The 21,461-nt window shown below is 50.4% G+C and carries 15 protein-coding genes; 13 read left to right on the top strand and 2 right to left on the bottom strand.

The window, feature by feature from the left end:
- The first annotated feature begins 1 nt into the window (after nucleotide 1).
- The 3 genes from L1N85_RS06235 (at nucleotide 2) to L1N85_RS06225 (ending at nucleotide 5,833) form a co-directional block, all read left to right on the top strand.
- A complete protein-coding gene (locus L1N85_RS06235) occupies nucleotides 2-715 on the top strand; it encodes a GntR family transcriptional regulator (protein ID WP_235236214.1) in 714 nt (237 codons plus the stop codon).
- 200 nt (nucleotides 716-915) lie between these two features.
- Nucleotides 916-4,191: a fused isobutyryl-CoA mutase/GTPase IcmF gene (gene icmF, locus L1N85_RS06230; RefSeq protein ID WP_235236088.1), complete on the top strand. Its 3,276-nt coding sequence runs from the start codon at nucleotides 916-918 to the stop codon at nucleotides 4,189-4,191.
- An 85-nt stretch (nucleotides 4,192-4,276) separates the two neighbouring features.
- Nucleotides 4,277-5,833 (top strand): ABC-F family ATP-binding cassette domain-containing protein, encoded by a 1,557-nt coding sequence (locus L1N85_RS06225; protein ID WP_235236086.1) that lies wholly within the window; start codon nucleotides 4,277-4,279, stop codon nucleotides 5,831-5,833.
- Nucleotides 5,834-5,928: 95 nt separating this feature from the next.
- Here the strand turns inward: L1N85_RS06225 and L1N85_RS06220 are convergent, their stop codons facing one another.
- Nucleotides 5,929-6,375, bottom strand: a complete 447-nt coding sequence (locus tag L1N85_RS06220) for an SET domain-containing protein (protein WP_235236084.1) — start codon at nucleotides 6,373-6,375, stop codon at nucleotides 5,929-5,931.
- Nucleotides 6,376-6,499: 124 nt separating this feature from the next.
- A complete protein-coding gene (locus L1N85_RS06215; RefSeq protein WP_235236082.1) occupies nucleotides 6,500-7,366 on the bottom strand; it encodes a helix-turn-helix transcriptional regulator in 867 nt (288 codons plus the stop codon).
- A 234-nt stretch (nucleotides 7,367-7,600) separates the two neighbouring features.
- On the opposite strand from L1N85_RS06215, the gene L1N85_RS06210 reads away from it, so the two are divergent.
- The 10 genes from L1N85_RS06210 to L1N85_RS06165 all read left to right on the top strand — a co-directional run bounded on the left by L1N85_RS06210 (nucleotide 7,601) and on the right by L1N85_RS06165 (nucleotide 21,425).
- The gene (locus tag L1N85_RS06210; protein ID WP_235236080.1) at nucleotides 7,601-9,316 is read left to right on the top strand and encodes a DUF4091 domain-containing protein; all 1,716 of its coding nucleotides are present in this window, start codon (nucleotides 7,601-7,603) and stop codon (nucleotides 9,314-9,316) included.
- Nucleotides 9,317-9,462: 146 nt separating this feature from the next.
- The gene (locus L1N85_RS06205; RefSeq protein ID WP_235236078.1) at nucleotides 9,463-10,710 is read left to right on the top strand and encodes an alpha-L-fucosidase; all 1,248 of its coding nucleotides are present in this window, start codon (nucleotides 9,463-9,465) and stop codon (nucleotides 10,708-10,710) included.
- Nucleotides 10,711-10,825: 115 nt separating this feature from the next.
- The gene (locus L1N85_RS06200; RefSeq protein WP_235236076.1) at nucleotides 10,826-11,539 is read left to right on the top strand and encodes a response regulator transcription factor; all 714 of its coding nucleotides are present in this window, start codon (nucleotides 10,826-10,828) and stop codon (nucleotides 11,537-11,539) included.
- Nucleotides 11,536-12,873 carry a sensor histidine kinase gene (locus L1N85_RS06195; protein WP_235236074.1) on the top strand — a complete coding sequence of 446 codons (1,338 nt, stop codon included), beginning with the start codon at nucleotides 11,536-11,538 and terminating at the stop codon, nucleotides 12,871-12,873. The genes L1N85_RS06200 and L1N85_RS06195 overlap by 4 nt, the downstream gene beginning before the upstream one ends.
- Before the next feature lie 17 nt (nucleotides 12,874-12,890).
- Complete coding sequence (locus L1N85_RS06190; protein ID WP_235236072.1) at nucleotides 12,891-13,682, top strand: hypothetical protein; 792 nt, start codon at nucleotides 12,891-12,893, stop codon at nucleotides 13,680-13,682.
- Between the two features lie 221 nt (nucleotides 13,683-13,903).
- A complete protein-coding gene (locus L1N85_RS06185) occupies nucleotides 13,904-15,220 on the top strand; it encodes an alpha-L-fucosidase (RefSeq protein WP_235236070.1) in 1,317 nt (438 codons plus the stop codon).
- A 118-nt stretch (nucleotides 15,221-15,338) separates the two neighbouring features.
- Nucleotides 15,339-16,460, top strand: coding sequence for an ABC transporter ATP-binding protein (locus tag L1N85_RS06180; protein WP_235236067.1), 1,122 nt, complete (start codon nucleotides 15,339-15,341; stop codon nucleotides 16,458-16,460).
- Nucleotides 16,461-16,535: 75 nt separating this feature from the next.
- Entirely contained in the window at nucleotides 16,536-19,538 is a 3,003-nt protein-coding gene (locus tag L1N85_RS06175) for an extracellular solute-binding protein (RefSeq protein ID WP_235236065.1), read from the top strand.
- Nucleotides 19,528-20,514: a carbohydrate ABC transporter permease gene (locus tag L1N85_RS06170; RefSeq protein WP_407946328.1), complete on the top strand. Its 987-nt coding sequence runs from the start codon at nucleotides 19,528-19,530 to the stop codon at nucleotides 20,512-20,514. The genes L1N85_RS06175 and L1N85_RS06170 overlap by 11 nt, the downstream gene beginning before the upstream one ends.
- Nucleotides 20,514-21,425, top strand: coding sequence for a carbohydrate ABC transporter permease (locus tag L1N85_RS06165; protein ID WP_407946327.1), 912 nt, complete (start codon nucleotides 20,514-20,516; stop codon nucleotides 21,423-21,425). Before L1N85_RS06170 ends, L1N85_RS06165 begins: the two co-directional genes overlap by 1 nt.
- Nucleotides 21,426-21,461 lie beyond the last annotated feature (36 nt).

Here is a 21,461-nt window from a genome sequence, read left to right as displayed (position 1 = left end):
AGTGATCTTATCCCGCAAGAAGAGACCTCTATATTTGCAAATTAAAAATATAATAAAGGACCGGATCCTGCACGGGGTTTATCCCATCGAGACCAACATTCCTTCAGAGCCTCAATTGGAAACGGAATTCGAGGTCAGCAAGATTACAGTCCGCAATGCGATTAAGGAGCTCGTTCAAGAAGGTTACCTGGAGACAAACAGCGGCAAAGGAACAAAGGTGATTCGAAATACGTCCGCCTCCAAGCTTTCGACGTGGAAACGATTTACGGAAATTTTAGTCGAGGAAGGTCATCGGATCCAAAAGCAATTGCTGCGCATGGAAGCAGTCGTTAACGAAGAAGGTACGGAGCCTTATCGATTATTCGGAGAGCAGTGTCTTCGCTTAGAGCGTCTCTATCTGCTTAATGACGCGCCTTATATCCATTACACGCATTATTTAACTATGCGGAGGGGAGATATAGAGCTGACCGATTTGAACGCCCAATCCTTGTACGGCATGTTTGAAGAGCGGCAAATTTCTTTGGCCAATTTTCGGGACCGGTTCGCGGTCGCCTTTGCCCCGTCTTCAGTGGAGAGCATATTACGCGTCGATGAGAAGACACCGCTGCTTAAGCGATCCCGTTATTCTTATGATGAAACCGGGGAGATTATCGAATTCAGCGTAGGGTATTACAATACGGAGATGCAGACGTATATCGTAAACTATGATGTGTAAAAAACAATAGTCAGGCCGAAGACTCCTTCTAGCTTTGCAGAAGGAGTCTTTCGCCATGTTGATTAACTATTCCTGCAGTGAACATATTCCCCCGGCAGAGGACGTAGAGATAAGAAAAGAGATGAAACCGAAATAAACCGGATCAGAAGCATACAGGCAACGCTGCGTCAAAAAGACTAAGGATAAAGGTGGAATGCGCGTTGGAAACGCAGGCTTACCGACCGGCATGTCATGTGCGTTTTGTTACGGCCGCTGCCCTATACGATGGTCATGATGCTTCTATTAATATTGTGAGACGGATTCTTCAAGCCTCAGGCGTGGAAGTCATTCACCTTGGACATAACCGGTCTGTCGAAGAGGTGGTGAATGCGGCGATTCAAGAGGATGTGCAGGGAATTGCCGTTAGCACGTACCAGGGCGGCCATGTCGAGTATTTGAAATACATGTATGACTTGCTTCAAAAGGAGGGAGCGGGCCATATTCATATCTTTGCCGGCGGGGGAGGCGTAATTGTCCCTGCCGAGATCAAGGAATTGAGCGGTTACGGCATCGCCAAAATCTTTTCCCCGGACGATGGCCGCGAGCTGGGATTGCAGGGCATGATCAACGAGATGATTCGAAGATCCGATTTTCCGACACCTAAGCAGTTAGATCGGGAGTTGGCCGGATTACAGGCCAAAAACTGGGGCTCCATTGCGAAATTGATTACGCTTGCGGAGGAAGCTGTAACGAAAGGAGGCGTTGATGGAACCGTTAGCGCTGCCTTGAAGCTATTGAAACCGGATGCGCCGGCCATTCCCGTTTTGGGAGTGACGGGCACGGGCGGAGCGGGCAAAAGCTCGTTGACGGATGAATTGGTGCGCCGTTTTCTTAATCAATTCCCGGATCGCTGCGTTGCTGTCATTTCCGTCGATCCTTCCAAGATGAAGACAGGAGGGGCGCTGCTTGGGGACCGTATCCGGATGAACGCGATAAATAACTCCCGCGTGTACCTGCGCAGCATGGCGACCCGGGGCTCCAAATCCGAGCTAAGCGATGCCACAAAAGAAGCTGTCGATATCGTCAAAGCGGCCGGTTACGATTTTGTCATTGTTGAAACAAGCGGGATCGGACAAGGCGACTCCAGAATCGTCGAGCTATGCGATGTAGCGATGTACGTTATGACGAGCGAATTCGGGGCAGCGACCCAGCTGGAAAAAATCGATATGATCGATTTTGCGGATATCATCGTCATCAATAAGTTTGAACGAAGAGGATCCGAGGATGCTCTGAGGGATGTACGAAAGCAATACAAGCGCAGCCGCCAGCTGTTCGAGGTTCCGGACGAGGAGCTGCCTGTATACGGGACGATTGCCAGTCAATTCAACGACCCGGGAACAGACGTCCTGTTTGCGAGCCTAATGAAGATTGTGGAGAAGAAAACCGGAGGCGCGTGGCCTTCCTCATACGATGACAGCATGCAAAGAGTAATGAAGAAAAACAACATTATTTCACAGGACCGAATCGGGTACTTGGGAGAAATCATACAAACCGTCCGGCAATATAAGAAGTTTATGAAAGAACAGGTTGCGGTTACTCGAAAGCTGTCCCAGTTAAAGGGAACCAAACAAATGATAGAATCCGATCAGGGGCGGATCATGACGGAGGCAGAGGCGCAACATTTTGCGGCAAAGTTGGACGAAATGCTGGCGATTAACGAATCCAAGCTCCATCCGGAATGCAAGAAAATGTTGGAAGAGTGGCCGGGGATCCGAGAAGCCTATAAGCAGGACCAACTGGTCACCCAAGTTCGCGGCAAGGAAATATGCACGGATTTATATACGGAATCGCTGTCCGGCAATAGGATTCCGAGAGTCAGCCTGCCTAAGTGGGAAGATGAGGGGGAAATTGTGCGCTGGCTTCTTGCTGAAAATCTGCCCGGTTACTTTCCTTATACAGCGGGCGTATTCCCGTTTAAACGGGCGAATGAAGATCCGAAGCGCCAATTTGCTGGAGAGGGAACTCCTGAGCGCACCAACCGCCGGTTTCATTATTTATGCCAAAATGAAGAGGCCAAGCGATTATCGACCGCCTTTGACAGCGTTACTCTGTACGGTCAGGACCCCGATTACCGTCCCGACATCTACGGGAAAATCGGGAACAGCGGTGTGAGTGTATGCACGTTGGATGATATGAAGAAATTGTTTGACGGTTTTGATTTATGCCATCCTTCCGCCAGTGTTTCGATGACGATCAATGGACCGGCACCGATTATTTTGGCGATGTATATGAACACCGCCATCCATCAGCAGGTTGAAAGGTTTGCGGTAAAGAACGAAAGGCAGCCGAGCCAGGAGGAATACGAAAGCATCAAGGATTATACGCTGCAAACGGTGCGCGGTACCGTTCAGGCAGATATATTGAAAGAGGACCAAGGACAAAACACATGCATCTTCTCTACCGAGTTTGCTTTGAAAATGATGGGCGATGTAGGGCAGTACTTCATCGATCATAAGGTGCGTAACTACTATTCCGTGAGCATCAGCGGCTATCATATTGCCGAAGCGGGCGCCAATCCGATTTCCCAATTGGCGTTTACGCTGGCGAACGGATTTACTTATGTGGAATACTATTTAAGCCGCGGTATGGATATCGATAATTTTGCTCCAAATCTCTCTTTTTTCTTCAGCAATGGTTTAGATGCCGAGTATACCGTCATGGGCCGTGTGGCGCGCCGGATTTGGTCGACCGTCATGAAACATAAATACAAGGGAAATGAGCGCAGTCAAAAGCTGAAGTACCATATTCAAACCTCCGGCCGCTCCCTCCATGCACAAGAGATGGATTTCAATGATATCCGCACCACTTTGCAAGCGCTGATTGCGATTTATGACAACTGTAACTCCTTGCATACGAACGCCTATGATGAAGCGGTCACGACGCCGACGGAAAATTCGGTTCGGCGGGCTATGGCGATCCAAATGATTATCAATAAGGAGCTGGGCCTCGCGAAAAACGAAAACCCGCTGCAAGGATCCTTTATTATAGATGAGCTAACCGATCTCGTTGAAGAAGCGGTCCTCAATGAATTTCAGCGGATCCACGATCGCGGGGGAGTGCTCGGGGCGATGGAAACCCAGTACCAGCGCGGAAAAATCCAAGAGGAATCACTCCTTTATGAACATAAGAAGCATACGGGGCAATTGCCAATCATCGGCGTGAACACCTTCATTAATCCGAATGCAGATGAAACGGCTTATGAGATCGAATTGGCCCGATCGACGGAAGAGGAGAAGCAAACCCAGATTGCGAATCTCCAAGCGTTCCAGCTCCAGAACCAAAATGAATGCCCCGCAGCGCTCGAACGACTGAAACAGGCTGCTTTGGCAAACGGAAATATTTTTGAAGAGCTGATGGAAACGGTTAAATGGGCATCGCTTGGACAGATCACAAATGTTTTATTCGAGGTGGGGGGACAATACCGCAGGAATATGTAAGGGAGCCCGAATCCATCATTGAGTTGTTAGCCCCTTATCGCTATAATTAAACGAGAAAAAAGTTTAAACAGAAAAGGTGTCATTCATGAGCATATTAAACGTAGAACGACTAAGTCACGGGTTCGGAGATCGCGCGATCTTCAATGACGTATCCTTCCGCCTGCTTAAAGGCGAGCACATTGGACTTATCGGCGCCAACGGCGAGGGCAAGTCCACCTTCATGAACATTATTACGGGCAAACTCCAGCCGGATGACGGCAAGGTTGAATGGTCCAAGCGCATGCGCGTCGGCTACCTTGATCAGCATGCGGTGCTTAACAAAGGGTTAACGATCCGCGATGTTCTTAAGGGAGCCTTCCAATATCTGTTCGATATGGAACAAGAGATGAACGATATGTATGGCAAGATGGGCGATGTATCTCCGGAGGAGCTGGAGCAGCTGCTTGAGGATGTCGGAACGATTCAGGACGCGCTGACAAGTCAAGATTTTTATTTGATCGATGCCAAGATCGAAGAAACCGCCCGCGGACTGGGGCTTACCGATATTGGACTGGATAAGGACGTTAACGATCTTAGCGGAGGACAACGGACGAAGGTATTGCTGGCGAAGCTGCTGCTTGAGAAGCCGGACATTCTTCTTCTCGACGAGCCTACGAACTATCTTGATGAGCAGCATATCGAGTGGTTGAAGCGTTACCTGCAGGAGTATGAGAATGCCTTTATTCTCATTTCACATGACATTCCGTTCCTTAACAGCGTCATTAACCTGATCTATCATATGGAGAATCAGGAGTTGAACCGTTATGTCGGGGATTATGAGTACTTCCAGCAGGTCCACGAAATGAAAAAACAGCAGCTTGAATCGGCCTTTAAGCGCCAGCAGCAGGAAATTGCCGATTTGAAGGATTTCGTAGCCCGGAACAAAGCGAGTGTCGCGACGCGAAACATGGCGATGTCCAGACAAAAGAAGCTCGACAAGATGGATGTCATCGAGCTGGCTAAGGAAAAGCCGAAGCCGCAATTTAACTTTAAGGATGGAAGAACTTCCGGCAAGCTGATATTCGAGACGAAGGATCTCGTTATCGGTTATGACAGCCCGTTATCCAGACCGCTCGACCTGCGTATGGAGCGGGGGCAGAAGATCGCGCTTGTGGGTGCGAACGGGATCGGTAAAACGACGCTGCTGCGGAGTATTTTAGGAGAGATTCAGGCTCTTTCCGGCACGGTTCAGCGCGGAGAACACTTGAATATCGGCTATTTTCAACAGGAAATGAAGGAAACGAATTACAATACATGCATTGAAGAGGTATGGAAGGAATTCCCTTCCTATTCGCAGTTCGAAGTGCGTGCGGCACTGGCCAAGTGCGGACTCACGACCAAGCATATCGAGAGCAAAATTGCCGTGCTTAGCGGCGGAGAGAAAGCGAAGGTACGCCTCTGCAAGCTGATCAACAGCGAAACGAACCTGCTCGTGCTTGATGAGCCGACCAACCACCTGGATGTGGACGCTAAGGATGAGCTAAAGCGCGCACTCAAGGCGTACAAAGGCAGCATCTTGCTGATTTCCCACGAACCGGAATTTTATCGCGATGTCGTCACGGATACTTGGAACTGTGAATCTTGGACGACAAAGGTGTTTTAGATTGGACAAAGCTTGACAGTGTGAAGTTTATAAAAGGAAAAAAGGGGCTGTCCCTTAGTCATATTAAAATGACTTTCGGGTCAGCCCCTTTTTTTTTACTTTTCGGTCATGTTGTCCGTTTCCGATTGAGGTTGGTTGCCGGCGGACTCGATTTCCCCTTCGAGCTTTTGTTCATTAAACCAAAGAGGATCCTCGCAATCGACCTCGCCATTGTAGTTGATTAGTATTTCTTCCCCAGCATGGATATCCGTGTAAGCAAAGAAGTCGACCGTGTGGTTGTCAAAGTTAATATCATAGAAGGCATTAGGCGTATAGGAGTGGTTAAACAGCATGCCATATCCTAAGAGGAGGGCCGTGTGGTTAGCCCCATACTCAAACATGTAATCTGCGAGTAATGTTTTCTCTATGAAAACATGTTGTTCGTTCGGGTAAGGAATGACCGGTGCTTCATGGATAAGATCACCTTTTGCTATATCCTGTGTCGCAAATACCCCTCTATTGAACTCACCGTCGCTAAGCTTAGAAGTCTTTATCTCAATCATGTTAGTCACCTGCGCGTTCTTTAGTCTATGGAAATCCTCATTCGATTAAGGATTAAATTAATAATTATAACTGTCTTTTAGTACTATGGCAAATTCATATTTGTCGATACATATTCAGAAGCTTCTACTCCAGAAAAACGGTGTTGAACGGGTAATCCATCTTACGGCTTCGATATTCGCGCGGAGATAATCCAAGGTATCGCCGGAAAACCTTGCCGAAATAGCTTGGACTATCGAACCCGCACAGCATTCCGACCTCCTGAACGCTTACAGCCGTGCTCCGCAGCATCGTAACGGCGGCCTCGATTCTTCGCCGGCGCAAAAATTCCAGAGGGGAAATCAGCTCCTGCTTCTGAAATAAACGGCAAAGATAAGCCCGGGATATACCGCAGTGGGAAGCAATGTCCTCCAAGGAAAGATTCAACGCGTAATTTTCTTTCATAAAGCTTTCGGCCTTGCGAACCAGCGGGTGCGACTCCAGATCCGGAGCGGAGGCGACATCGGGAGCCAGCATCGACAGCAAGAAGTTATAAAGCAAGGAGGAGAGCGCGGAGGACTCGGATTCACGATCCTCCGATATCGCTCTGTAAAGCTCCCAGAACCTGGCTATCGGCAAAGATTTGGGCTGAAGGGTTAGAATGTGGCCGCTCCTGTCAAGGATTCGGTCCCACATTCGCAGCGCATCCTCACCCTTGGCGTTTAGCCAGATGAATTCCCAAGGCTCCCCAGCCTCATGGGTGTAGTAGTAGCGATGCGAGCTTGGAATTTTCACCAGAAAAGCAGTTCCCGCACGCAACGGGTATGTTCGTCCGTCGAGGTCAAGCTTGCCTTCTCCGCTTAACGTATACTGAAAGATCACATGACCGTTATCGGTTCTGGTTTGCCCGTCATTCCCATATTTTTCTGAATTCGTCGACTGCCAGCCGATCGAGTCGAGGAGCATATAGGGGATGGATTCGGTATACCGAAACGCAAAAGCGCCGGGATTCATTTGAATACCTCCTTATATCAATCCTGTATTGTAAATTGTATCATAAATAGGCGGAGCGTAAGCGAATGTTTGAAAATGCCGAATCCATTTGAGGTCAATATCGTAATAGTTTGGCTAACAAATTCAGATTGTTGACGTATTTTTGCTTTGTTAGAATGGAGCCATAAACAATCGTTTTCTATGTAATCGCTTGTTGCGGTCCGGGAAACGAAATCGACCGACAGAGGAGTTGGCATGGTGACAAAATTGCCTCCCATTTTCGAAACACGCTGTATAAGCTCGCTGAGTAAAGTGTTCGCCGATACGGAGCTTCAAGACTCCGCCGTACGCGAAGGAACGGCGCTTTGGAAGGAGACTTATTCTTTCCAGGTCGCTTACCGTTCCTCTAAATTAATCAAGCCTCTCCAGATCAAGGCCGATTCCCCGCTCTTGCCCTACCTTTCTATCCGGACGGTCGGGTTATCGCCTTCGGAGCTGCCGGTTTACGACAATCCGGACTCCGGTTATATGCGAACGGCGCCGGGCTTATATCCGGATCCGTTATACCCGCTTTCGGAGGGTCTGCGTGCCGTGCCCGGCCAATGGCGCTCGGTATGGGTCACGGTATCACTGCCGTCCAAGGCAGACTTCGATTCCGCAATAATAGGCCCAAGCTCATTGTTTACGATCGATCTGCAGTTTTCCGACGCAACCGGGAACCTCTTGGGCGAGGAACGCTTCACTCTGGAGGTCATGCCGGCGGAGCTGCCTGAGCAAAAATTGCTTCACACGGAATGGTTTCATTGCGATTGCATTGCGACACATTACGGCTGCGAGGTATTTAGCGAGGAGCATTGGCAGCTCATTGATCGTTACATACGCAATGCGGCAGACCATGGAGTTAATATGCTGCTAACCCCTCTTTTTACGCCGCCGCTCGATACGGCTGTGGGAGGGGAGCGTCTGACAGTCCAGTTAGTCGGCTTGGAGCAAACAGGCGATAATCAATACCGTTTCGACTTCAGCAGGCTTGAGCGCTGGGTTGCCATGTGCAAGGAGCTGGGCATCCGGTATTTTGAGTTTTCCCACCTGTTCACGCAATGGGGCGCGCAGCATGCGCCGAAGATCATTGCCACTGTGGAAGGTGCGGAGAAACGGATCTTCGGGTGGGAAACGGAAGCGGCAGGCGAGCCGTATCGGCAATTTCTGGACCAGTTCCTTCCTGAACTTGTGCGTTTTATCCGCTCCCGCGGCTTGGAGAAGCAAGTTTATTTTCATGTCTCGGATGAACCGGCGGGGCATCAACTGGACAGCTATAAGCAGGCAAGCGATATTTTAAAAAGCCATTTATCCGACTTCGCGTTCCTGGAGGCGCTTTCGGATTACGAATTTTACGAGCATGGCCTCGTCCCGATCCCGATTCCCTCTAACGATCATATCGAGCCCTTTCTCGAAAACGGCGTCGAGCCTTTATGGACCTACTATTGCTGCGGTCAGCACCGGGAGGTTTCCAACCGGTTTTTCAGCATGCCGTCTTCTCGAAACCGGGTATTGGGCGTACAGCTGTATAAGTTCGGCATTCAAGGGTTTCTGCACTGGGGCTATAATTTCTGGTACTCGCAATATGCGACGCGGACGATCGATCCTTTCCGGGTAACCGACGCGGATTGCGCCTTTGCTTCCGGGGATCCGTTCGTCGTTTATCCCGGACAGGACGGACCGATTGATTCGATTCGCTGGGAGGTATTCCGCGAGGCGCTGCAGGATTTGCGCGCATTGGAATTGTTTGAATCACTGGCGGGCAGAAGTAAGGCGATGGCGCTGCTGGAGGAGGATCTGAAGGATGGATTGACCTTCAAGACATACCCTTCCGATCCGGGCTGGCTGCTTCATACCCGGGAGCGGATCAATCAGGCGATAAAGGCCGTGTCAGTAATCGGACGAGGAGAGGACATGGATACGTCAGAATGACGGCACCATTGCCGTACCGCCCGAACATCAGCCAGAGTTGAACGGCTAAGGCGAAATTTATGCAGGAAGCCGAAAAAAGTTTATTGACCTTGATAGCGCTTCTACCTAAGATGGAGGCTAGCTTATACGATGAGAGGAGAAATAAGATGAATAATACGAAACTTGCACGGCCTACGCCCCAGCAGATGGCATGGCAGGATTTGGAGCTGGGTATGTTTTTTCATTTTGGCATCAATACTTTCTGCGATCAGGAATGGGGGGAAGGGACGGATTCGCCGCAATTGTTCAATCCGAAGGAGCTTGATGCCCGCCAATGGATACGCACGGCTAAGGAAGCCGGATTTAAGTATGTGATCTTGACGGCGAAGCATCATGACGGCTTCTGTCTATGGCCGACGAAGACGACCGATTATTCCGTGAAGTCAAGTCCCTGGAAGGACGGGAAGGGCGACGTAGTCCGCGAGGTGGCAGATGCTTGCCGCGAAGAAAATATGCTGCTCGGACTGTATGTATCGCCTTGGGACCGGAATGCTCCCAGCTACAGCGATCCGGATGCCTATGACGATTTTTATGCCGAGCAATTGACCGAATTGCTGACGGAATACGGTCCGTTGGTTGAAGTCTGGTTCGATGGGGCTGGGTCGGAAGGCCGCAAGTATGACTGGCCGCGCATTATTGGGCTAGTGCGGAGCCATCAACCGGATGCGATGGTCTTTAACATGGGAGCGCCGACGATTCGCTGGGTTGGCAATGAGGATGGTGTCGCCCCGTACCCGTGCTGGAATACGGCTGAAAGCGCTCGAGTCAGCATGTTTACAAGCGACATGAATACTTGGATGGAGGAGACGCCCGAATGGGTCCCTGCTGAATGCGACGTGCCCATTCGCAATCGTCATTGGTTCTGGCATCCGGATGATGAACAGAGCCTGCATTCGCTCGAACATCTGTTGGACTTGTATTACCGGTCCGTCGGTCACGGCACCACGCTGCTGCTGAATGTGTCTCCGGATAATCGGGGACTGCTGCCGGAGGCAGATGTAAGTCGAGTGCTGGAATTAGGCGCGGAGATTCGGCACCGTTTCGGCAATCCTTTGTCCGAGACACGGGGCAGCGGTAACGATATCATTCTTGAATGCGCGGAAGAACAAGAGATCGATCATATCGTGACGATGGAAGACATTGCTCATGGAGAGCGGGTTAGGCATTACATCATCGAAGCTGAGATTGCCGGCGAATGGGCGCCTATTGCTGAAGGCAGCGCAATTGGACATAAGAAGATCGACCGTATCGAACCGCCTGTCCATACGAGCAGAATCAGGCTGCGCGTATTGGAGGCAGTTGAATCTCCGGCAGTACGTTTGCTGTCTGTCTTTGGTCCTTCAGGCCGAGTGTAGAACCTTATGAAGCATCCAAGCCTCGATACTGATCCGGTATCGGGGTTTCTTCATCAAAACTCAGCGAGCGCGAGTAGATACGCCTCGAAAACGGGTACTTCGGAGGAGGATTATATTGGATATTTTACTTGTCGAAGATGATGAATCAATTCGCGATGTGCTGAAATCGTACTTTCTCAATGAAGGCTGGAACGTAAAAGAAACCGGTAACGGGAAAAATGCTCTGCAATTGATTCAGGATTTTAAAATAGATCTTGTCGTGTTGGATTTAATGATCCGAGGGATGCAGGGGGAGGACGTTTGCGGTAAGATCAGGCAGTTCTCGACCGTGCCGATCATTATGATTACATCAAAGGTGAAAGAAACCGATACGATTAACGGTTTGAATTTGGGGGCCGACGACTATATTACGAAGCCGTTCCGCATGAAAGAAGTGATCGCCCGTATTCACGCTTTAAAACGGCGGATGGATATGTTCTCGAGCGATAAATTAAATCCAATCACGATCAAGCGATTCAATAGGGGGCGGTTTGTCGTAAACTTTACGACGAAAGAAGTGTTTGTGGACGGGAAAAAGGTTGACTTGACGCATACCGAATTTAAGGTGCTGAACGTATTGACGAATACGCCGGGAAAAGCGTACAGCAGGTATGATTTGACGTACGAGGTCCACGGTTACCGCAATATAGACGTTGGCCGGACAATGGACATGCATATTCGGAATATAAGAAGCAAAATTGAAGCCGACCCCAAAGCTCCGCTCTATATCGTTACGAAAATCGGTTCCGGGTATAAGTTTGAATATCAGCCCGATGTGCAGCTTTCATGAAACGTTTCTTATCCGGGACGCGATTCGTGCTTTTTCTTTCCTTTGCCTGTTTGTCTGTTTTTCTGCTGTCGGCCATGTTTATCGGGGGTTCGGCTGCAAAGGAGCTGTCGCTTATTGAGTACAGAAAGCAGTATTACAAGGACCAAAGCCACAAGCTTGCGTATGCCCTTCAAACCCATATAAGGTTCGAGCGGCTGTCGAAAGACGAAATCCAGCTTTTGCATAATTTCTCGGCGGTTTATACGTTCGCCTTTCGTTATTATGCAGCTGACGGCAGCACCCTATTGTTCGATTCGGCCGATAACCGTCCCCTGGCTGCCGAACCTTTCGATTTCGACGTTCCCATTATCGTGGAAGGGAATTTGATCGGGTATATTAAGACTTACTTTGATTTGAGCAAGCATGACTTTTCCTATTATCCCGGCCAGGCGATGGAATCATCACGGCCCAACGCGGTCTTGTTCGCCGGATTGCTGATCTTATCCGTCCTCCTAAGCTATGTTATGGCCAAGAAGCTATCCGGTTCGATCGTTGCAAGCAGCAAAGTGGCCGATCATATCGCCGGCGGTATCCGGGGAACGAGGATGCCGGTCACAGGAACAAGCGAAATGAAGCAGCTCGCCAGCACGATTAACGCATTGGTCGCCGAATTCGACCGCCAGGAAGGGTGGCGGAAGCAGATGATGCAGGATTTGGCGCATGAACTGAGAACGCCGTTAACCTCGCTGCTTTCCCGCATAGATGCGATTCTCGACGGGATACTTCCGGCCACGGAGGAAAACATGCACAAGATTCATACTGAAATCGACAGACTGTGCAGGCTGGTGGACGATTTGGAAAAACTGTCGGAGGCGGAAGGGGCCCGCTTTGAGCTGAATATCGGGCAGGTTGATATGACACAGCTCGTGAAGGATGTTTACGAAGGTTTTTTGTTTATGAGCAAAGGAAAAGACATTCACTTTACATTTCAGAAACCGCATGTTCCTTGTTATGCCGAAGTCGATCCGGACCGCTTTATTCAGATAATATCGAACCTGGTTTCCAACGCGATTAAATATACGCCGGCCGGCGGCTCCGTCGAAATGGGCTTATACCCCGCCGAAACCGGTATCGTCTTTTACTGCCAGGACAACGGGATCGGCATCTCAAAAAAGGATCTGCCGCTTATTTTCAACCGGTTTTATCGGGTGGATAAATCCCGGAGAAGGAAGAACGCGAGCGGGGGGATTGGCGTCGGCCTCAGCATCGCTAAAGCATTGGCCGAGGCGCACGGGGGAACAATCGGGGTAGAGAGCGCGCCCGGAAAAGGCTCGAAGTTTTATGTCAACATTTAAACTGCAGGAGGCTACCGATGTTCGTACAAGACGCTTTTACCCGCCTTTACCGGCAGTTATGGATTGTCAGTTTTCCGATTATTCTCGATACGGTTTCGTTCATGGCAGGGTGGTATATGATCGGTTTCACAGGCGAATCCCGGTTATCTTGGCGAGTCATTCTGGAAATGGGAATGCCGTCAGTGAGCCACTTGTTCAATACGCCGCTGCTTGCGAATCAGATCGAATTTCTGAACAATGCCGGAAAACCTTCGTTTGCATGGATTGCCGTCGCATTGATCATGCTGCTGTCCGCGTACGCGCAAGGGGGATTTATTTCCGCGCTATGGAACATGACCGAGCGGAAAACGGCAACGTTCAAATCATTTATTCGCGATGGACGAAAGCATTGGATACGGTTTATCGGGCTCTATGTGATGATCATGCTGGCGAAAATTGCCGTTACATCCCTTTTGGTCCTGTTATTCGGGATTGCCGGGACGCTTGTTTCACTCCTCTTTTTTATCGTCATGAGAGTGCTGTTCATTTATTTGGAATTTACGATGGTCATTGACCGCATGAGCATTGGCGCCGCACTGCGCCAAAGCCGGCGTTATATGAAGCTGTCCGGTCCGCAGACGACGGCTTTAATCCTGGCGATGTTTCTTATCTCCGGCGCGATAAGCGTGATCATCCATTGGATCTGGCAACCGGTCGCGATCGTGACGGGCATCGTGGTTTATGCCTACCTGATGACCGCCATCCAGTTAGCCTTTATAATGACGCTGCGTCAAGCCCGGGAAGAGGATTCTCCAGGTACGTTCGTATAGGCATGGCCGGAATATCGCTCTGACGAAAAAGATCACCGATTATCCGGTCGGTTTGGACCGGATAATCGGTGATCTTTTTCGCCTTGTATCGCTTCCGCTTCAAGTCGAATTCTTTACACTACATTGACACTATTGTTGTTACGATATTGATTGAAAGCGTATCCGGAAAGAGTGCGTCAACCAGCCGATTTATAACAAGGCCATGGAAGGAGCGATACCGTTTGGTACAGAATGATGCAGTACGCAGCTTGCCTACAAAACAACAACTGGAGTGGGCGGATGCCGAGATTGGCGTAATCATCCATTTCGACGTTCAGGTGTTTGAACCCGGTTATTCCGATTGGAGACAACATTGGGGTTACACGCCTAGTCCAAAGGTGTTTAATCCGGCTGCTCTGGATACGGATCAATGGATCCGAACAGCCAAAGCGGCCGGCGCTAAATATGCGGTCCTCGTGGCCAAACACTGCAGCGGTTTTTCCTTATGGCCGACCGAGGCGCACGACTACAGCGTCAAAAGCTCGCCTTGGCGCGATGGACAAGGCGATATTGTGAGAGACTTTGTCCGATCCTGCGAGAAATACGATGTCCGTCCCGGGCTGTATTACAGCACGTCGGCGAATGCCTATTATCGGGTGGACAATCCTGGTATCGTCGTTTCCGGTCATCCGGCTGAACAGGAGGCCTATAACGCGGCCGTGATTCGGCAAGCAACGGAACTATGGTCGAATTACGGGGAATTATTCGAGATTTGGTTTGACGGAGGGACATTGCCTCCCGAGCAAGGGGGGCCGGACGTCGTTTCCTTGCTTGCAAAGCTGCAGCCGGAAGCGGTTTGCTTCCAGGGACCTCGCGGAACGCCTTCGTTAATCCGTTGGGTCGGAAACGAAGAGGGGTGCGCCCCGTACCCTTGCTGGAGTACGACCGATGAGATGAAAGCGGCATCGGATCATGGGGCCTCTCCGATGTACGGAAGCGGAAACCCCGACGGCGCGGTATGGGCTCCTGCGGAGGCGGATGTGCCGAACCGAAGAGATCAGTGGTTCTGGTATGAGGGGGAAGAGCATCTCCTGCATCCGGTCGACAAGCTGGTTGAATGCTACTGCGACTCCGTAGGGCGCAACGCCAATTTGCTGCTCGGAATGGTGATCGATAATCGAGGGTTGGTGCCTGAAGCCGATGTGAAGCAATTTACGGAATTCGGCGAAGCGATCAAACGCAGATTCGGCAACATTCGGGGCGAAACCGCCGGCCAAGGTCATGAGTTGATCCTGTATATGTCATCACCCTCCATGGTGAATCAGCTCGTTATCATGGAAGAACTATCGGAAGGGGAACGGATTCGGGGGTATCGAATCGACGGTCTGGCCGACGGGGTATGGAAGCCGCTATGCGAGGGCATCTCCGTCGGACACAAACGAATTGAACGGATTGATCCGGTACGGGTCTCCCAAATCCGATTGACGGTTACCCGTTCGTCAGGAACGCCCCGCATTCGAACATTTGCCGCGTTTGAAACGGGATCGGATGACCGGTAAAAATCTTTACACTACATTGACACCATAGTTGTTATTATATATTTATTGAAAGCGTTTCCAGTAAGGGGCTGCAGACAGCCTGGTCATCAAGATCCAAATTCTCAGGGGGTGTTCCCATTTGGCGAAGATACTGTTTAACCATGTATACAAGCGATACGGAAAATTCAAAGAGCTGGCCGTCAACGATTTCAACCTGGAAGTGGAGGATCAGGAATTTCTCGTATTCGTAGGCTCCTCCGGCTGCGGGAAATCGACGACGCTTCGCATGTTGGCCGGGCTTGAGGATATTTCCGAAGGGGAAATCTATATCGGCGATACGATTGTGAACGATGTTCCTCCCAAAGACCGGGACATCTCGATGGTATTTCAAAACTATGCGCTCTATCCGAACATGACCGTGTTTGAAAATATCGCATTCGGTTTGCGGCTGCGCAAGGTGCCGAAGCATGAAATCGAGCTCTCGGTGAAACGTGCGGCGCGCGTGCTGGAAATCGAAAACTTTCTTGAGCGCAAACCGAGAGAATTGTCCGGCGGTCAACGCCAGCGCGTTGCACTCGGAAGAGCGATCGTCCGGACGCCGCAGGCGTTCCTGATGGATGAACCGCTATCGAACCTGGATGCGAAGCTCCGCGTTCATATGAGAACGGAACTGATCAACCTGCACAAAAAAATCGGCGTTACGATTGTATACGTGACGCACGATCAGGTGGAAGCGATGACGATGGGGAGCCGGATTGTCGTGATGGAGAAAGGCGTCATTCAGCAGGTGGACAAGCCGGAAAACGTATATAACAAACCGGCCAACCTGTTCGTCGCGAATTTTATCGGCAATCCGCCGATGAACTTCATTACCGGCCGGCTGCAGGAAAGAAACGGAGTGCTGGAATTCCATACAAACCGGTTCGCTCTTCGAATTCAGGAGCAGCATGCCTATCAGTTAAGAAACGATCATAAGTTGGTGGATAGAACGGTCATTATGGGCATTCGTCCCGAGCATATCAGCTTCGAGGAAATCGCGCTCCAGACGTGCGAGCATTCGGTCATTAACGGCGTGCTGCAAATAAACGAATTTATCGGTTCCGATCGTTATTATCACATGGATATCGGATTTCCGAAGATGGTTGTGGCGCGTGCGCATCCGCGCTATCACTTCGATGAGGGAGCGCGGGCCGCATTTGCCCTCGATATGAATAAAGCATTATTTTTCCATAAGGATACCGAAAAGCTGCTAACCGATTAGCGGATGCTTCCGAAGCGGGTTTTTGCTTTACTGACGTCGGGCGATGCACGCAAAAACTTTTAGGAGGACAAGTTGATGGCAGGGGGAAAGAGAAAACGTCCTGGTTTCCGATTGTTAATCCTTTTTCTGTCGATTACGTTGATCGGTACCTCGAATATGCCGGGTCGGACGGGCAGTGATCGAACCGCTCATGCCGAGTCAGAGCGGGCCGCAGGCATGTCCGTCGATTTGATAGAGAGCGCTCCGTCGGACCAGAAGGAGCCATATTATTATGAAGTGCGCAAGAAGCGGGAAAGCGATAAGATTCCTTCCGGAGAAACCCAAACCATTATCCAGGCCGCAGACTATTCGAGCAAGTCCGAAGATGCAGCCGTAACAGCCGGTACGTACCAAGGACAGGCCGATGTTCTCCTCTGGTCGTCTGCCAAAGGCTGGGTGGAGTATGAAATTGAAGTCGATCAGGAAGGGCTGTATGAGATCGTCGCCGATTATTTCCCGCTGTTGGATGACAACCGGAAAAAACGGCGTTCATCGATTTTATCGGCGCAAGTAAATGGCGTTTATCCGTTCCGGGAAGCGCGTTCGATGTCGTTCGAACGGGAATTCCAAAACGATCCTCCCAGGTTCGATGCCGACGGCAATCAGCTTCAATCCTCGATCGATGAGATCGAGGGATGGAAATCGAAGCCGTTCCGCGATTCCGACGGGGCATACGCGCTTCCGCTGCTCTGGCATTTGCAGAAAGGCCGGAACACGATGCGCATTCATGTTTCGCAGCAGCCTATGGCGATTAAGTCGTTTACGATTAAGCCTCCCGCCGAAATTCCCTTTTACGAGGAAGTGAAGAAGAGCTATCCTGCCGCGTCGTCAATGAGCAAAGAAAGCATCATCATTGAAGCGGAACAATTCAGTAAAAAAAATTCGACCTCCATCCAGGCGCAGTATGACCGGGATGCGTTCACGACCCCGAAGTCATTCAAAAAAAAATCGTACAACACGCTGGGAGCATGGGGCTGGTACAAAGGCGGACATGCGGTCAGCTGGGAATTTGAAGCGCCCGAGGACGGGCTGTATAAGATCGGCATGCGCGCAAATCAAAATCTTCGAAAAAACTTGTCCGTTTCCAGGACGATTTACATCGATGGGGAAATTCCGTTCAAAGAACTGCAATCCTATCAAATTCCATACGCCTCCGGTTGGCGCGGGTATACGATCGAAAACGGCGATGGGCAGCCGTTGGAGTTTTATTTAAAGAAAGGGAAGCATTCCATCTCGATGGAGGCCGGTTATGAGCCATACATGCCGGTCATCGCGAAAGTCGAACAAATGGTCGCTTCGCTGAAAGCGGTGTTGGAACAAATCAAATCCGCTACGGGAAACCGTCAAGACGACCAGTTTCGCGTATGGGATGTCGAGAAGGATATGCCCGGCGTCACGGACAGCTTGAAGCAAATAAAAGATCAGCTTACCGAACAGGTCGAAAAGCTGAGGGAAATCAATAAAGAAGTCGACATCGTTGCCCAGACGTACCGCTCCAGCGCAAAGGATATCGAGGAGCTGCTGCATAAGCCGGAAAAAATTGCTACCAGCCATTTGACGCTGGGAGCCGTATTGGAACAGCTGCAGGAGCAATACCGGAACTTTATGGATGCTCCACTGCAGATCGATAAGCTTTACATCACGCCTGCAGAGTCTTCTTTTCCAAGAATGGAAGCCCATTTTTTCGAGAAAGCGAAGGGAATGTTCGCGACGCTGATGTACTCGTTCGAGGACCGGAACCGGCTTGGCGAGCAAAACGGCGACGTATTGAACGTCTGGATGATGATGGGGAGGGACTATGTTGATGAGCTGCAGATGATTGCCGACGAGACGTTCACCCCGGAATACGGCGTGAAGGTAAAGGTGAACCTGGTTCAGTCGCCCGACTTGCTGATTCTTGCGAAAGCCTCGGGAATCTTGCCGGATGTCGCGCTCGGAATTCCGGGAGTCATGCCGTTTGAGATGGCGTTAAGAGGAGCGGCGCTGAATCTCCAAACGCTGCCCGGCGGCGATGAGCTGATCGCCAAGTATCATCCCGGCGCGATGCTGCCGTTCTTTTACAATGGCGGGCATTACGGCATTCCCGAAACGACCAGCTTCAAAGTGTTGTTTTACCGGAAAGATATTCTGGGGGAGCTTGATCTGCAAGTGCCGGATACATGGGATGACGTGTACAAGATGATTCCGACGCTGCTGCAAAAGCAGTACAATTTCCATGTTCCTCCGGAAGACTTCTCGTCGATGTTTTTTCAGAACGGTGCCGAAATTTATACGCCGGACGGGATGTCGACTGCGCTGAACAAACCGGAAGCTTTCGACGCGTTTAAGAAATGGACGGATTTATTTAATATTCACGGACTCGAGCGGCAGGTGCAAAGCTTCTACAACCAGTTTAGAGCCGGAACGATGCCGATCGGCATCGCCGATTTCAATATGTACATGCAGCTGATGGTAGCTGCGCCGGATATTTTGAACGAATGGGCGATCGCCCCGATTCCCGGAACGCGGCAGCCGGACGGATCGATTGTCAGATGGGCCGCGGGAAGCAATCCGACCAGTGCTATGCTGTTTAATGATACTCCGGAGCATAAACGCGACATCGCTTGGAAATTTCTGCAATGGTATCTTTCAGATGAAACTCAAACCGAATATGGCCTGAATATGGAGCAGTTCCGTGGCGAAGCTTTCCGCTGGAATACGGCGAACGTACAGGCATTTATCAACATGCCATGGAAAAAGGAAGATTTGAAGGTCATCCTGGAGCAGTGGAAATGGATAAAGGACGTCCCGAATGTACCGGGCGGCTATATGTCGACCCGTGAGCTGGCCAATGCGTGGAACCGCGCGGTCGTACCGGACAGTCATGCGTTGGAGACGCCGCGAATCGCGCTGGAGAAAGGAATTAAAGCGATTACCCGCGAGCTTGTCCGAAAACAGCAGGAGTTTCACTTCAGGGATGCAACCGGAAATGTAGTCAGAACGCTTGATCTGCCGCAGATACTGGAGCCATGGAAAGGAGCGGATATCGATGTCGAATAATATGCAAATCCGTTCACGGCGAAACACCGATACTTCTGTAGGAACCGGAAGCAAAATGACGCGCAAAATAATGGATTTGGCGGCAGAGATTTGGAAGAGCCGTCTGTCCTACCTGTTTATCGCTCCGTTTTATGTCATGTTTGTATTATTCATTCTTATTCCGATTGTTGCCGGCGTGCTGCTCGGCTTCACTTACTTTAATGCCATTCAGTTCCCTACATGGGTCGGGTGGATGAATTATCAAAACTTGTTTTCCCAAGATATCATTTTTCTACAGCATGTCGTGCCTAATTCTTTTAAGTTTGCCTTATTTGTCGGACCGCTCGGCTATATTTGCGCTTTCTTCCTGGCATGGCTGATCGCGCAGCTTCCGGGGACCTTGCGGACCGGATATGCGCTCGCCATTTATGCGCCGTCCTTAACGGCGGGAATCGCGATGACTGTCGTATGGCAAGTCATGTTTACCGGAGACCGGACCGGCTATTTGAACAGTTTTCTGTTGAAGTGGGGCATTATTGAGAAACCGGTCCTCTTCGTGCAAGACAGCGAATTTTTGATGAACGTCATGATCATCGTCTCGATTTGGGCCAGTATGGGGATCGGGTTTCTGGCCATCCTGGCCGGCATATTGAACGTCGACAAACAAATGTACGAAGCCGGACGAATTGACGGCATATCGAGCAGGCTGCAGGAAATTTGGCACATTACCGTGCCGTTGATGAAGCCGCAGATGATGTTTGCCGCCATTATGTCGATCGTGTATACGCTGAAATCCGGCGCCATTGGAACCCAGCTGTCAGGCGCCAATCCGACCCCAGGCTATGCCGGACAGCTAATGATCAACCATATCGACGATTACGGTTTTATCCGTTATGAGCTTGGCTATGCCAGCGCCATATCGGTCGTGCTGCTGGTGGTATGTTATGTATTAAGCCGGATGTTCGGCTATCTGTTCGCTCCTAAGGAGGGGGAATAATGCGCGAAATCAACAATAAAATGCTGCAGCGGCTTTACTGGAAGCGGAAAGAATTTATGCACGCCGTCAAAAGATTCGACCGTACGCAGCAGTTCATCGTTTTGTTTCTGACGCTCCTCTCCGTATTCATGCTTCTGCCGATCGTGTATGTCTTTAATCACGCCTTTAAGCCGCTGCATGAATTGTTTCAGTTTCCGCCTACATTTATCGTGCGGAATCCGACGTTCCAGAACTTTATCGAGCTGCTTTCGCTTACGCAAAGCACGTTCGTGCCCGCATCGCGGTATATGCTCAACAGTATCATCGTCACCTTCCTGGCTACGGTCGGAATGGTCGCAACAGGCGCTATATGCGCGTATGCCCTATCGAAACATCGATTTCCCGGCTCGAAGCTCATATTCGGCTCGATCATCGCCTCGCTCTTGTTTGCTCCGGAGACGATCGCGATTCCCCGATACGTTGTCGTGCAAAGTCTTGGTATTATGAACAGTTATTTCGGGCATGTATTGCCGATGATCGCGATGCCGGTCGGCGTCTTTCTAATTAAACAGTTTATCGATCAGGTCCCGAATGAAATGATCGAGGCGGCCAAAATGGACGGCACGACCGAATTCGGCATTTTCATGCGGATTGTCACCCCGATGGTGATGCCGGCGATCGCGACGATCACGATTTTAGCGTTTCAGAACGCGTGGGGGAATGCGGAGACGTCAACGTTATTTATGCAGGAAGATGCCATGAAGACGCTTCCCTTCTATATGAGTACGCTAACCTCCAATTTGGCAAACTCGGTTGCCAGACAAGGTGCAGCAGCGGCAGGGGCATTAATTATGTTTTTGCCTTCGTTGATCATATTCCTGCTGTCCCAGCGGAAAGTCATCTCCACAATGGCGCATTCGGGAATCAAGTAATGAAGGAAGCAATCGATCGCTGGGCTTGGCGGGATA

Source organism: Paenibacillus alkaliterrae, from assembly GCF_021532375.1.
Lineage (GTDB): Bacteria > Bacillota > Bacilli > Paenibacillales > Paenibacillaceae > Pristimantibacillus > Pristimantibacillus alkaliterrae.
This window is presented reverse-complemented; position numbering and strand designations above follow the sequence as displayed.